The sequence below is a fragment of the Spirillospora sp. NPDC047418 genome, from assembly GCF_040643275.1.
Classification (GTDB): Bacteria; Actinomycetota; Actinomycetes; order Streptosporangiales; family Streptosporangiaceae; genus Spirillospora.
On record NZ_JBEYTW010000005.1, the window covers coordinates 142,941 to 156,006 of the forward strand.

13 protein-coding genes are annotated in these 13,066 nt (G+C 68.9%); 3 read left to right on the plus strand and 10 right to left on the minus strand.

Features of this window, described 5'->3' with window-relative positions; all coding sequences use genetic code 11:
* Positions 1-6: 6 nt before the first annotated feature.
* On the minus strand, positions 7-150 hold the full coding sequence (locus tag ABZ806_RS04910; protein ID WP_500215409.1) for a hypothetical protein: 144 nt from the start codon (positions 148-150) through the stop codon (positions 7-9).
* Positions 151-635: 485 nt separating this feature from the next.
* A complete protein-coding gene (locus tag ABZ806_RS04915; protein ID WP_500215411.1) occupies positions 636-1,295 on the minus strand; it encodes a maleylpyruvate isomerase family mycothiol-dependent enzyme in 660 nt (219 codons plus the stop codon).
* 2,075 nt (positions 1,296-3,370) lie between these two features.
* On the opposite strand from ABZ806_RS04915, the gene ABZ806_RS04920 reads away from it, so the two are divergent.
* Positions 3,371-3,568 carry a zinc finger domain-containing protein gene (locus ABZ806_RS04920; RefSeq protein WP_500215412.1) on the plus strand — a complete coding sequence of 66 codons (198 nt, stop codon included), beginning with the start codon at positions 3,371-3,373 and terminating at the stop codon, positions 3,566-3,568.
* A gap of 252 nt (positions 3,569-3,820) precedes the next feature.
* Here the strand turns inward: ABZ806_RS04920 and ABZ806_RS04925 are convergent, their stop codons facing one another.
* The 3 genes from ABZ806_RS04925 to rsmG form a co-directional block, all read right to left on the minus strand.
* On the minus strand, positions 3,821-4,813 hold the full coding sequence (locus ABZ806_RS04925; RefSeq protein WP_500215413.1) for a ParB/RepB/Spo0J family partition protein: 993 nt from the start codon (positions 4,811-4,813) through the stop codon (positions 3,821-3,823).
* On the minus strand, positions 4,810-5,625 hold the full coding sequence (locus ABZ806_RS04930) for a ParA family protein (RefSeq protein ID WP_500215514.1): 816 nt from the start codon (positions 5,623-5,625) through the stop codon (positions 4,810-4,812). Before ABZ806_RS04930 ends, ABZ806_RS04925 begins: the two co-directional genes overlap by 4 nt.
* Before the next feature lie 350 nt (positions 5,626-5,975).
* Positions 5,976-6,653 carry a 16S rRNA (guanine(527)-N(7))-methyltransferase RsmG gene (gene rsmG, locus ABZ806_RS04935; RefSeq protein ID WP_500215516.1) on the minus strand — a complete coding sequence of 226 codons (678 nt, stop codon included), beginning with the start codon at positions 6,651-6,653 and terminating at the stop codon, positions 5,976-5,978.
* 200 nt (positions 6,654-6,853) lie between these two features.
* Between rsmG and ABZ806_RS04940 the strand changes: the two genes are divergently transcribed.
* Positions 6,854-7,318, plus strand: a complete 465-nt coding sequence (locus ABZ806_RS04940) for a DUF6458 family protein (RefSeq protein ID WP_500215415.1) — start codon at positions 6,854-6,856, stop codon at positions 7,316-7,318.
* 278 nt (positions 7,319-7,596) lie between these two features.
* On the opposite strand, the gene ABZ806_RS04945 is transcribed toward ABZ806_RS04940, so the two are convergent.
* The 5 genes from ABZ806_RS04945 to rpmH are packed head-to-tail and all read right to left on the minus strand — an operon-like array spanning position 7,597 to position 10,162.
* Positions 7,597-8,082 (minus strand): Jag family protein, encoded by a 486-nt coding sequence (locus tag ABZ806_RS04945; protein WP_500215416.1) that lies wholly within the window; start codon positions 8,080-8,082, stop codon positions 7,597-7,599.
* A 37-nt stretch (positions 8,083-8,119) separates the two neighbouring features.
* Positions 8,120-9,178: a membrane protein insertase YidC gene (yidC, locus tag ABZ806_RS04950; RefSeq protein WP_500215417.1), complete on the minus strand. Its 1,059-nt coding sequence runs from the start codon at positions 9,176-9,178 to the stop codon at positions 8,120-8,122.
* Complete coding sequence (gene yidD, locus ABZ806_RS04955; RefSeq protein ID WP_500215419.1) at positions 9,171-9,647, minus strand: membrane protein insertion efficiency factor YidD; 477 nt, start codon at positions 9,645-9,647, stop codon at positions 9,171-9,173. Before yidD ends, yidC begins: the two co-directional genes overlap by 8 nt.
* Positions 9,644-10,012, minus strand: a complete 369-nt coding sequence (rnpA, locus tag ABZ806_RS04960; RefSeq protein WP_500215421.1) for a ribonuclease P protein component — start codon at positions 10,010-10,012, stop codon at positions 9,644-9,646. The genes yidD and rnpA overlap by 4 nt, the downstream gene beginning before the upstream one ends.
* A gap of 12 nt (positions 10,013-10,024) precedes the next feature.
* Positions 10,025-10,162, minus strand: a complete 138-nt coding sequence (rpmH, locus tag ABZ806_RS04965; RefSeq protein ID WP_500215423.1) for a 50S ribosomal protein L34 — start codon at positions 10,160-10,162, stop codon at positions 10,025-10,027.
* Between the two features lie 628 nt (positions 10,163-10,790).
* Between rpmH and dnaA the strand changes: the two genes are divergently transcribed.
* Positions 10,791-12,866 (plus strand): chromosomal replication initiator protein DnaA, encoded by a 2,076-nt coding sequence (gene dnaA / locus ABZ806_RS04970; RefSeq protein WP_500215424.1) that lies wholly within the window; start codon positions 10,791-10,793, stop codon positions 12,864-12,866.
* Positions 12,867-13,066 lie beyond the last annotated feature (200 nt).

A 13,066-nucleotide genomic window follows, 5' to 3' on the forward strand; every position in this document is an offset into this window, starting at 1 on the left:
AGCTGATCACCCGATCCACGAACGCGCGGATGTGCGCTGTGCGGTGCGTCGGCTCCTGGTCCCCGGGAACGACTTGCGCATCCGCGGGATCAGATTCTCGTAGGTGATGTTGATACCGTCGAGCTTGATCTGGCGATCACCGAGCATCACGCCAGCAATGGTTGTGATGAGGGGCGGGTCGTCGCCGACACTGCCGCCTCGCGGATGGTGTGATGGTGCTTCGGCCGATGGTGGAGCGACGTCCCAGCCACATCGGGTACGCGACGAAGTCCGAACTGAGCCCAGGACGCTTGCTTCGGTTTCACGTGAAACATGGGAAGCCCTGAAGGCGTCGACAACGACCGCGTTCGGGCCGCCGGCCGTCGGCCCCTGCTTCTGGGAAACTCCCGAACAGGCTCGGTCCCTAACCGAACGACAGCACTTGCTCGGTCGATGTGTTCTGGAGAGACAGTCAGAGCGGTACGACGGTGCACACGGTATTTCGGCGGAGGAGGCTGGTGCTACACCGCTTCACCCCAGGCCGTCACCTGCGACGGCACGGCAGACATGCAATGACCGTCTCTTGATCGGCGCGACGGGGACCGTCCGTTTGGCCGGTTGATCCACCGGAGTCGATTCTGGGTGGGCGCGGGTTTCTACTCCGCCGTCCCGACTTGGCCATGGCGGGCAGCGAGGACTTCCATGCCATCCCCCGAAAGATGGGGGAGGGCCGCGGGGACTCGTCCGGCGATGAGAAGGATGATCACATTGAGCGGGCCGTAAACAGGCGGCCCTTCACCCCGCGACCAGGGAGCGTCCGTTGCCTTGATGTGAAGTCCGCGCAGGCGCCTCTTGGCACCGAAGCCGAAGGGCGGCGGAATCTGCCAGATACGGTCGGCCACCACCAGTGCGGCACGCTCCGGCATCGCGAACTCGCGACCGAGCGGAACGAAGATGTCCTGCGCGTGGACGAGGATGTCCAGGAGCGGCTCCTTGGTCGTGGTGCCTGGCGCGAGTCGTCGAGAAGCCGCAGTTCTTCGCAGGATGGCGATCAGCTCATCGTTCGGGAGGCCGGCGCGCTCGATCGCCGTCTCCCGAACGAATCGGTGGAAGTTCCCGCGCGCCCGCACGAGCTCGCGCAGGGCCGAGCCCAAGGTGATTTCCGTGGCTAGGCCGATGTGGGCGACAACGTCTCGGACACGCCAGCCCTCACACAGCGAGGGCCGCTCCCACTCGTCCAAGCGAATCTCAGTGAGGCTCTCCGCGATGGCCAGCCGCTGTCCACCGATGTGCCGCCACATCTCTTCGCGATCCAACCGAACCCCCTCAGATCGAACCACTGGGAGCCCGCTCCGCCAGAGGATATTGCCCGCCAAGCCCGAACGTCCACGGTCCACCGCTGGAAGGCCAGACCGCGGGGTCACGCTGCTGAGCGCGTAAGAGCACCAGGGAGGGTGGATGCGCAAGAGGAGGAAGCATCCCACCGAAGCGAGGTAGAAGGCGTGAATCCCCGGGAGGCATGTGAGATGGACGGGGTTCGGACGCGATTTCCTTTCCGCCGGTCGCGGCGAAGTCGGTGCGGCGGCTCAGGCGGTGCGGCGGCTCCGATGAGAAGGGCGTATCAGGTGATGCGTGCGCGCCCCATCTGCAGCGGAGGAGCGTCCGTCGCGAGCGCCTCGTCGGGGCAGGAGCGGGTGAAGCATCGCAGCGGCCATCCGACGTGGTGGTCGCGCCGGCCGGCGAATGCGAAGTTGTACCGCCGCCGCATCCGGGAACCACGCGCGCCGCTGGGTGGTCACGTTGGACACGATCTCGGGAGCGGTTCCGGTTTCCTCCGAGGGCTACTCAGAGACCGTCGGCCCCGCTGTGTGGATTGGATGCTTGGTGGTGAGGGCTCTCTGGCGGGAACGGGCGAAGCGTGGGCGACTACGCGCCCCGCGAAACTGGGGCGACGCTTATGGGTTGGCCGTGGGGGCGTGGCCGACTCAGTGCCTGCCCGACCGTCGATGTTGCCCTCATGTCTACGAGCAGCACGGGCGCATGCCGCGCATTCGGGGAGCATCTGCTTGCTAGGCCAGCTTCGAGCTCTTCGACCCGCCCCCTGCCTTGCGTTGACCGTTGGCCGATGGTGGGCGCCGGTTCCTCGGCCGGGTCATTGCCTGATTCGGACACGCTTCGACATCATCGTGCCGTGGCACGACTCATCCGGCGCCAGGGCGACGTCGGACGGTCCGGCCCGGCTGTTCTGCGGTGCTCGTGGCGTTCGTCAAGGGGAACGGAGTGTCGTCCTCCTCTGAGTTAGGTCGGTGTCCGGCTCAGCGCGCCCGTCTGAGTGGCGCGTGCAGGGTGGCGGCCTGAACCCGCCGGGAGCGCTTGCGGCGCTGCTGATCGGGTGAGTAGTCGCCGTCGATGTTTCACGGGAAACATCGGACCGGCTTCCCTGGACTTTGTGGGGTCCAGGGGGGCCGAGGAGGGCCAGCCATTCCTGGTGCAGTGTGGTCGCATCACAGTCGGGGACTGCCCGCGCTCGCGGTGCGGCTGCCGCGTCGGACGCTGCCGCCGGCGGCGTGGGCGGGGCTCGGCCGCGTGGACGGTGGCGCTGGCGGTCGGCGGCGATTGGGACGCGCTCTCCGCGCGGCTGGACGCGCCCACCGAGTACCTAACGCTCCAGTACCGCTGTTTCTCGTGAAACGTCCACGCGCCCAAACCGCAGACCCGGGTCCAGCAGCATCGCAGGGGTCCTCACTTCCACCCGCACGGCCGCCCCAATGTTTCACGAGAAACATCGGCGTCCCCGGCCGGATCCAGTCGCGTTGCAAACCTCCTGGCTTCCGGTCTACGTCCGCACCCTCGCTGTCGATCCCGCGCTCGTGTCCCGCCCCGCGGCGCCCACTCACGCCCCGTGGACTGTGTCCGCTGTGGCCGTGGCTCTACCGACGCGGCCGGAGGCACTTACGAGGCCGCCAAGCGATAGCTCTAGTGGCATCGGAAGGGCCCTGGGGCCAAGTCGGCCGCTAGGAGGTGTGTGGCCCGACAGTGGTCGCGTGGTTTCTGGTGAAACATTAGAAACGACCGCTCGGCTCGATCTTGCTCGCCGCAAGCAGCCGTCCGGCGTCCCGCCCGTCGCCCGCCTCCGCACGGCCGGTACGGACCGACGGCGTTCCGCCATCGACCGCCTCCGCACGCCGTGCGAACCGATTGCGTCCAGGCCCTGGGCGCGCCTCGAGCACGCCGACGTACTCCGAGCGCATCACGCGCAGCCACACCGCCAAGGCACCCGCGATGCGCCCCAGGGCCTGAACGCCGCTGTCTGCACGGCGTGCGGAAGCGAGCGACAGCGGGACGCCATCGACCGCGCCCCGAATGCAGCACGGCCAGCCACGCTGCCACGGTGATCGACACGGTCCGTCCGGAGCACACGTCGGAGGCGATGGGGCGTCCGCCGCGGGTGGACGATCATGGTGGTGAGGTGTACGTGTACCGGCGTGCGGGGTTGCCGTGCCTGGTGTGCGGGACGCCGATGGCGGCGGCGGAGGTGGCGTCGCGGAACCTGTTCTGGTGTCCGGGGTGCCAGCCGCCGGCGGGGTGAGGCGGGTGCTCAGGAGACCGTGGGTGTGGGGCCGGTGTCGCCGGTGGCGATGCGGCCGGTGCCGGTCTGGGCGGGCCTGGTGATGACGGGGACTATGCGGTCTGGTTCGCCGTCGATGTCCCGGCCTATGCCTGTATCCCGGCTGCCGGCGCTGGGGTTGGCCATCCTCGTCGGGTGGTCGTTGGGGGAGCGGGGGCAATGAGAAGCGCCCCGGAGGTGGGTGGCTTCCGGGGCGCGTCGGGTGGGTGGGCGCTAGGCGTCCTCTACGTCGTTGTCGTCAGGGGCCATTGACTTGATGATGCGGTCCAGGTCTTCGAGCGTGGCGAACTCGACCACGATCTTGCCCTTGTTGCGGCCCATGTCCACGCGAACCTTGGTCTCGTAGCGGTCGGAGAGGCGGTCGGCCAGTTCCTTCAGGCCCGGGGCGACCGGCTTCTTCCGGCGGCCCTGCCGTGGCGCCTTCGGCTCGTCGTCGACCTCGCGGAGGGCGATCATCTCTTCGAGGGCGCGGACGGAGAGGCCTTCCTGGACGATCCGCTGCGCCAGGTGCTCCTGCGCCTCGATGCTGTCGAGGGAAAGAAGGGCGCGGGCGTGGCCGGCCGACAGCACGCCGGCGGCCACCCGGCGCTGGACCGCGGGCGGGAGGTTCAGCAGCCGGAGCGTGTTGGTGATGTGCGGACGCGACCGGCCGATGCGCCCGGCGAGCTGCTCGTGGGTGGCGCCGAAGTCCTGCAGCAGCTGCTGGTACGCGGCGGCCTCCTCCAGCGGGTTGAGCTGCTGGCGGTGAAGGTTCTCCATGAGCGCGTCACGGAGCAGATCGTTGTCACCGGTGTCGCGGACGATGGCCGGAATGACGTCCAGTCCGGCCATCTGGGAGGCCCGCCACCGGCGCTCCCCCATGATCAGTTCGTAGTCGTGCTCGCCCGACGACGTTGTGCGGACGACGATCGGCTGCAGCAGCCCGACGATGCCGATCGACTCGGCGAGTTCCGCCAGCGCCTGCTCGTCGAAGTGCTCGCGCGGCTGGCGCGGGTTGACCGTGATGGACCCGACGGGCAGCTCCGCGAAGTGGGCGCCGGCGACCGGTTCGAGGGCCGGTTCATGGACGGCGGTGCCGTTCGAGGCGGGACCGCCGGGAAATCCGGGCTCTCCCGCGCTGCCGGGCTCGTCCCGCGTCGGCGGAGGCGGAGCGGTGGGGATGAGGGCGCCGAGCCCCTTGCCCAGACCGCGTCGCTGCTGGCTCACTGGACAGCTCCTCCATGGGCCATCTCGGAGGCGGCCTCGCTGTAGGCGAGCGCCCCGCTCGAACCGGGGTCGTAGGTCATGACGGACTGCCCGTAACTGGGGGCCTCCGACACTCGGACGCTCCGGGGGATCACCGTGTTGAGCACGACGTCCCCGAAGTGGTTGCGGACGTCATCGGCCACCTGTGCGGCGAGACGCGTCCGGGCGTCGTACATCGTGAGCAGGATCGTGGACACCTTCAGTTGCGGGTTGAGGTGCGCCTTGACGAGGTCGACGGTGCGGATGAGCTGCCCGAGCCCTTCCAGTGCGTAGTACTCGCACTGGATGGGGATGAGCAGTTCGTCCCCGCCGACGAGCGCGTTCACGGTGAGCAGACCGAGCGACGGCGGGCAGTCGATCAGCACATAGTCGAACTTTTCGGTCTCGTAGGCTTCGAGAGCCCGCCGAAGCCGCGACTCGCGGGCCACCTTCGAGACGAGCTCGATCTCGGCACCCGCGAGGTTGAGCGTCGCGGGCGCGCAGTACAGGTTCGGGATCTCGGGCGCCTTGACGACGATGTCGGCCAGCGCCATGTCCTCGATCAGCACGTCGTAGATCGACGGGATCTCCGCATGGTGCTCGACGCCGAGCGCAGTGGACGCATTGCCCTGCGGGTCGAGGTCGACCACGAGCACCTGTGCGCCGTGCATGGCGAGGGACGCGGCAAGGTTCACCGAGCTGGTGGTCTTGCCCACGCCGCCCTTCTGGTTGGCGATGGTGATGATCCGGCAACTGTCCGGCCGCGGCCACTCCTGCTCCCTGCGGCCCGACATCGCTTTGAGTGCGGTCACCGTTGTTTCATGTGAAACCTTGGCGTCCTTGAGCGCCTCGCGCACGAGTTCTGACTCCCCCTGATTCGGTCCTTTGCGCGGCCCCGGCGGCTGTGCGCCGGAGTGCGTCGGAACGTATCCGACGTTCTCCGCGGTACCAGACGTCGTGTTGCCCCACATCGCGTGCCCCGAGGGCGTGGTCCCCGGCGTCGCCCCCGAGCCGGAACCCGCCTGCGCCTCCCCGGCGGACGGTGGCTGCGCGCCCTTGGTCGCACCCGATCCGCCCGGGCCGGACGGCTGCTCGTCGGGGGATTCGTCGGCGCGGTCAGGCCGGCCCAGTCCTGGTCCCGTGCTCATGAAGACCTCTTCCTCGACCCTCTGGCACGCCGGGGCGCGCGCTGTCGTCGCCCGACAACCTCTCCTCGGCCGGCGACCACACGGACGAGTGTTGTCGGCGGGTCGACCATACCGCGCCCAACTTGCAGCAGTTCCGTCGAGCGCGCCCCCAGCCGCTTCAAAACGGGCTCCGCCTCGTCCAGTTCGGCCTGGGCCCGTTCCCCCTTGAGCGCGAGGAGTTCCCCGTCCGGACGCAGCAGCGGCAGCGCCCATTTCGCGAGGCGTTCGAGGGGCGCGACGGCCCGCGCGGTGGCCACGTCCACCGAGAACTCCTTCACCACCTCCTCGGCCCTGGCGCGGCGCACCTCGACATTGCCCAGGTCGAGCATCTGGACGCACTCGTCCAGGAAGGTGGTTCGGCGCAGCAGCGGCTCCAGCAGCGTGATCCGCAGATCCGGGCGGACGATGGCGAGCACGATGCCGGGAAGCCCGGCACCCGAGCCGATGTCCACGACATGCGCGTCACCCGGAACGGCCTCGGACACCACCGCGCAGTTGATCAGGTGGCGTTCCCACAGCCGGTCGACCTCGCGCGGCCCGATGAGCCCGCGCTCGACCCCGGCCTCGGCGAGAAACGCCGCATAACGCTCCGCGACCGGCAGCGCGTCACCAAATACCTCACGTCCAATCCCCACCAGACGAATCGTTCCACATGACGGGGCAGCGGCGTACACGCGAAACGTCCCTGTGGATAACTTCGGGCGCCTACGCCGGGCGGCCCCCTGCCCAGACCCTTGCGTTATGGCAAGAACCACATGACCCCGCGGCATATTCGAGGCTCGTCGGGTAGGGGCTGTGTGTCGCCCGACCGTCCCCCCGGAAGGAGCTCCGACACATGGGAATCGGAGTCAGCCTCGCATTCATCGCCGTGGGCGCGATCCTCGCGTTCGCCCTGCGCGTCGACCTCAGTGGCGTCGATATCCACATGGTCGGCTGGATCCTGATCCTGGTGGGGCTCGCCAGCATGGCCTTCACCTACAAGTACACGCGACCGCGGCGCCGCGCCGGCCGTGTCGTCGGCGCCGACCCCGCCTACGGGGACGAGCCCGGAACCATCGTCCGCGAAGAGCACATCATCGAGGACCCTGCCCCGATGGGCCGCCCGGCGGAGCGGGTCGAACGGGTGATCGAACACCCGGCGGACGAGGGCGTGCCGCACGGCCACGTCGCTCAGGACCCGGCCTACGCCCAGGATCCCGCCTACGCGCAGGATCCGGCGGAGGAGAACAACCCGTCCGTCGTGGACTCCGGCGATCGTCTGCCGCCGCGTCGCAGGTGGCGGCGCACCGCGCGCCGATAGCAGAGGACTCGGGTACCAGCTCGGTGTGCTCGGGCGGCGAAGCACACCGAGCACCAGGGGCCCCGCGCCGGCCAGGGCGCGGGGCCCTCCCCATGCCACGGTGGGCCCACCCCATGCCACCGCGAGGCTTTCCACCCCCGCCACTGCGGCAGGCCGCCGGGTCGCGGGGATCTGCCGGCATGCGAACGGCCCCGGTGCGGGTGCAGCCGGGGCCGTTCGGAGGTCTGGTCCAAGCGGGCCGTCCAGGTTCTCGGCGGACGGCCGTGGAGGGACGGGAATCAGGCGGGATAGACCACCACGTAGCGGTCGGGCTCCTCGCCCTCGGACTCGCTGCGGAGGCCGGCGGCGGCGACCGCGTCGTGGACGATCTTCCGCTCGAACGGGGTCATCGGGGCGAGCGGCTTGGACTCGCCGGCCTGCTTGACCTCGTCCGCGACGTCCGTCCCGAGCTTGGTGAGCTCGGCGCGACGGCGCTCCCGGTAGCCGCCGACGTCCAGCATGAGGCGGGTGCGGTTGCCGGTCTGGCGGTGGACGGCCAGCCGGGTCAGCTCCTGCAGCGCCTCCAGGACCTCCCCGCGCTTGCCGACCAGCTCGTCCAGTTCGGCTCCGACGACGGCGACGAGGGCGCGCTCGCCCTCAACGTCCATGTCGATGTCGCCGTCGTAGTCACCGATGTCCAGCAGGCCCTCGATGTAGTCGGCGGCGATCTCGCCTTCCTGTTCGAGCGCCTGGACGTCGACCTCGGTGGTGTCGGTCTGGCTCAACGGGGTCTCCTTCTCGGGCACTTGCTCGGGGTTCAAACTAGCGCTTCTGGGTGCCACTGCGCTTGCTGCGCGACTTGCGGGTCGGCTGGTTGCGCACGACCTTCGGCTTCTCCTCGGCCTCCGGCTCCGGCTCCGGCTCCTTCTTCAGCCTGGCCTTGGCCCGCGTGCCGGACTGGCTCTGGCCGTTCTTGGCGGCGGCGGCCTTCGAACCGGCCGTCCTCGTCCCCGCCTTCGTCCCCGCCTTCGCGGTGCCGGCGGCCTTCGCACCACCCGCCTTCGCACCACCCGCCTTGGTACCGGCCTTCGCGGTGGTGGTCGCGGTGTCGCCGTCGGTGCCGGGCGGCGGGTACTTCTTGTAGATGTAGTGCTGCTGCGCCAGCGTCCAGCTGTTGGACGTGACCCAGTACATCAGCACGCCCAGCGGGAACCCGAGGCCGAACAGGCCGAACAGCGGCGCGAAGAAGACCATCATCTTCTGCGCCTGCATCATCGGGTTCGCGTCGTCGGCGACCGGCTGCCGCTTCATGCTGGCCCGGACGGTGAAGAAGGTCGTGCAGGAGCTGATCACCACGGCGATGCCCGTGACGATGATCGCGGTCCAGCTCTTCGGGTCGGCGCCCCACGCGTTCAGGAACGTGTCGGGGATGTGCGCGCCGAAGATGTTGGCGTTCTGCGCGCTCGTGACCAGGTCGGACGAGACGGCGAAGACGCTCTGCCCCGGCTTGGCGTCCGAGATCCGCTTCAGCGTCTGGAACAGGCCGATGAAGATCGGCATCTGCACCAGGAGGGGGAGGCAGCCCGCCAGCGGGTTGGCCCCGTTCTCCTGGTAGAGCTTCATCACCTCCTGGTTCATGCGCTGCTTGTCGTTCTTGTATTTCTTGCGCAGCGCCTGAACCTTCGGGTTCAGGTCCTGCATCTTCCGTGAGGCGTGGATCTGCTTCACGAAGAGCGGCACGAGGGCGAGCCTCAGCAGGACGGTGAGCAGGATGATCGAACCGCCCCACGCCCATCCGCTGTCCTTGGGGACGACCGTACTGAGCCCCGTGTGAATCCACACGATGAGCTGAGAGACGATCTCGTACAACCAATCAAGCACCGGGCAGCTCCTTGGGCTCTGCTGGGGCGTGGCCGCTTTCCTCACGGCCGGAGTTCGAGGAGACCGCCGCGGATCGCTGCTGAGGGGTCGTCCCCTCGGAATCCCCGGAGAAGACCGACGGTCCAAGAGACAACGTCTGCCCGGAGTCGTCGGATTCCCCGGTGGGGCTCGTTCCGACCGTTCCGGACGTCTTCTTCGGCGGTACCGGGTCATAACCCCCGGGATGGAAGGGATGGCACCGCGCGATCCGGCGGGCCGTCAGCCACGTCCCGCGCAGCGCCCCGTGAACCTGGAGAGCCTCCAGGCCGTACGCGCTGCAGGTGGGGTGGAAACGGCACTGCTGCCCGAGCAGGGGACTCAAGAAGCGGCGGTAGGCGCGGACGAGAAGGATCAGCACGGTCGCGACGGGACCGGGGTGGCGGCCCGTCTCGTGCTGCGCGGGGGACGCGGTCCCCTGCCGACTCCTCATCTTCGCCCCTTGGACGCGGGCCGCAGCAGCCGGCCGAGTGCCGACTCCAGATCCGCGGCCAGTTCGTCTGGACGCGCCGTTCCCGCGCGGGGGTTGGCGCGCACTACGAGCAGGCTACCCGCTGGAAGCAGGTCGAGGCGCGGGCGCATCAGGTGGCGGAGCCGGCGCCGCGCCCGGTTGCGGACGACGGCGTTGCCGACGGTGCGCGCCACGATGAACCCGACCAGCGGCGGAGCGTCCGCCGCCGGTGCCTCGTCCTGGCGGAGCAGGTGAACTACGACAGTCGGCCGTCCGGCGCGGCGACCGCGCCGGACGGCCAGTGTGAAGTCGTCCCGCCGCCGCATCCGATTGCCGGACGGCAGCACAGCTGGGGTGGCTCAGACCGCGATGCGGGCGCGGCCCTTGCCGCGTCGGCCGGCCAGGATGGCGCGGCCGGCGCGCGTGCGCATCCGCAGCCGGAAGCCGTGCTTCTTGTGGCGGCGACGGTTGTTCGGCTGGAAAGTACGCTTGCTCACTTTGGGGCTCCAGTGCTGCGGTCGGTTCCGAAAGGCTCGATAGGTCGCGTCGAGGGCCGCGTCCGGTCCCCCGCAGCGGGGGCCCACCCGGACTCGCCTGGAGGGGCTGCCGGCGGGCACGCGGCATCTCCGTCGATGCGACTCGACCTCAGCACGTTACGGGCTCACGGGGCACCCGGTCAAACGGAGTACCCCTCCGTGCATCCGCGGGGAGCGGCATACCGGGCCCGGTCGCGTGCGGGTGAGGAGCGGGTGGGTGGGGCGGGGATCGTGTTGCGGGTGGGGGCGGCAGCGGTTAGGGTCGTCCGGGCGAGCCGACGCTCCTTCGACGAACTCGACGAGCTGATGTCGGCCTTCCGCCCCTCAAGCCCCCCGTTCCGAGAACCGCCCCGTACCGGCCGCACGAAGGCCGGAGTCTTTCCCACCCCGTTTCCCTGAGACCCGCCTCACGGGTTTTACACAGGCGCCGCATGCCTATGCACAGCATGTGGACAACTCTGTGGACAACTCGTGAGAGAGTAAGGCTTCCGCGTCACGGTCGTGCCCTGAGAGGCGATTCGTGTCCCGTGGGAGAGCCGGGTAGTCAGGTACTCCGTACGGCGGAGTCGGTGGGAGGGGGACCTTGCGCATGGACGGTCAGGATCTCGGATCGGTCTGGGCCCGCACTCTCATCGCACTGGCCGAGAGCGATCTGTCTCCGAGCTATCGCGCATGGCTTCCGATGGTCCGCCCGCTGGCCCTCGTCGAGGGGACGGCGCTGCTGGCCGCGCCGAACGAGTTCGCCAAGGACGCCCTGGAGACGCGCCTCCGGAACCTCATCACGCAGGCCCTTTCCCATGAGCTGGGCAGGGAGATCCGCGTTGCGGTGACCGTCCAGCCCGAGCCGCCGGCGGGGTCGGCGACCGGCTCAGGGCCGGGCCCCGGTTCCCGGTCCGGCGAGCCTCTCTCGGCGCCCGTTCCCGGGCCCGGTGCAGGGCTCGGTATGCAGGAGCCTCCTTCTTCTTATGGCGAGTCCTACGGTGAACGGCCGCCAGGAGACCGTGACCGTGATCGCTCCTACAACAACGGTGACTCCTCCTACGGGGAGCGGTCCGACCGTCCTTACCCGGAGCAGCCGTACAGCGATCAGTCTTATGGCGACCAGGGGTACCGGTCGCAGTCGGGAGTTACCCACAGCCCCGGTCCGCCCGGAGGTTATCCACAGGCTGCGGATGACGACCGCGGTACCTATCCGCCTGCCCCGCGTCCACCGTCCTATGGGACGGGCCCAGGGGGACGGAACCCGTACGAGGGTCACGGCTATCCCGGTTATCGCGGGCAGGAAGTCTTCCGTGGGGGCCAAGAAGGTTTTGGTGGAAGCCAGGAGGGGTTCGGAGGGGGCCAAGAGGGGTTCGGGGGCCAGGAAGGGTTCGGTGGCGAGTCGTCCGGACGGCCGCCGCACTCCCATCTCAATGACCGCACGCTAGGCCCGCTACGGGGCCGCCCAGAGCAGCAGGGTCGCGAACCCCAGCACGGTGGGAACGAGCCACCGCTCGGGCACAACGACGACTTCCAGGGCGCGGAGTTCCCCGGAGGCGACAAGCAGTACCGGGGGGAGACATCCTTCCGGGACGACGAGGGCCCGGGCACCGCCCCCGCCCCGCCGCAGGGAGCAGGTGCGTCCGAACACGCCCGCCTGAACCCCAAGTACACGTTCGAGACGTTCGTCATCGGCTCGTCCAACCGGTTCGCGCACGCCGCGGCCGTCGCGGTCGCCGAGCAGCCGGCCAAGGCGTACAACCCGCTGTTCGTCTACGGCGACTCCGGTCTCGGCAAGACGCACCTTCTCCACGCGATCGGGCATTACGCGCAGAGCCTCTTCAACGGGGCTCGCGTGCGCTATGTGAGCTCCGAGGAGTTCACGAACGACTTCATCAACTCGATCCGCGACGGTAAGGCCGACGGGTTCCGTCGCCGGTACCGGGATGTGGACATCCTCCTCGTCGACGACATCCAGTTCCTTGAAGGCAAGGAGCAGACGCAGGAGGAGTTCTTCCACACCTTCAACACCCTGCACAACGCGAGCAAGCAGATCGTGATCTCCAGCGACCGTCCGCCGAAGGAGCTGGTCACGCTGGAGGACCGGCTCCGCAACCGGTTCGAGTGGGGGCTGACGACCGACGTCCAGCCGCCCGAGCTGGAGACCCGCATCGCGATCCTGCAGAAGAAGGCGCGCCAGGAGGGCCTCGCCGCGCCGCCGGACGTGCTGGAGTTCATCGCCTCCCAGATCGCGACGAACATCCGCGAGCTGGAGGGCGCGCTGATCCGGGTGACGGCGTTCGCGAGCCTGAACCGGCAGTCGGTGGACATGAAGCTCGCCGAGATCGTCCTCAAGGACCTGATCCCCAACGACTCCGGCCCCGAGATCACCGCCGCGATGATCATGGCGCAGACGGTCGAGTACTTCGGCACCACGATCGAGGACCTGTGCGGGCCGTCCCGCTCCCGGATGCTCGTCACCGCCCGGCAGATAGCGATGTACCTGTGCCGGGAGCTGACCGATCTGTCCCTTCCCAAGATCGGGCAGCAGTTCGGCGGCCGCGACCACACCACGGTCATGCACGCCGAACGCAAGATCCGCTCGCTGATGGCCGAGCGCCGTGCCATATACAACCAGGTCACGGAGCTGACGGGACGCATCAAGCACCAGGCCCGCAAGCGCTGACGCAACCCGTCGTACACACTGTGGACAGCCCCGTTTCGCCCCTGTGGACGAGCCGCCGTCCGGCTGTCCACAGCCGGTCGACGGCAAAGAACCGACAAAATGCGCGCTTCCCCAGAGAATCGCGGCGGCTACTCACAGGTTGTGGAAAACCCTGGGGATTTTCGTGGATAACCCGGTGGACGACCACTGGAAAACCTGAG

What these genes read in the sequence shown, in the direction of transcription:
- ABZ806_RS04930 (WP_500215514.1), bottom strand. Translation starts at nt 5,625, where the DNA reads ATGTCGGGCCGCAGGGAGCAGGAGTGGCCGCGGCCGGACAGTTGCCGG.
- ABZ806_RS04940 (WP_500215415.1), top strand. Translation starts at nt 6,854, where the DNA reads ATGGGAATCGGAGTCAGCCTCGCATTCATCGCCGTGGGCGCGATCCTC.
- yidD (WP_500215419.1), bottom strand. Translation starts at nt 9,647, where the DNA reads ATGAGGAGTCGGCAGGGGACCGCGTCCCCCGCGCAGCACGAGACGGGC.
- dnaA (WP_500215424.1), top strand. Translation starts at nt 10,791, where the DNA reads ATGGACGGTCAGGATCTCGGATCGGTCTGGGCCCGCACTCTCATCGCA.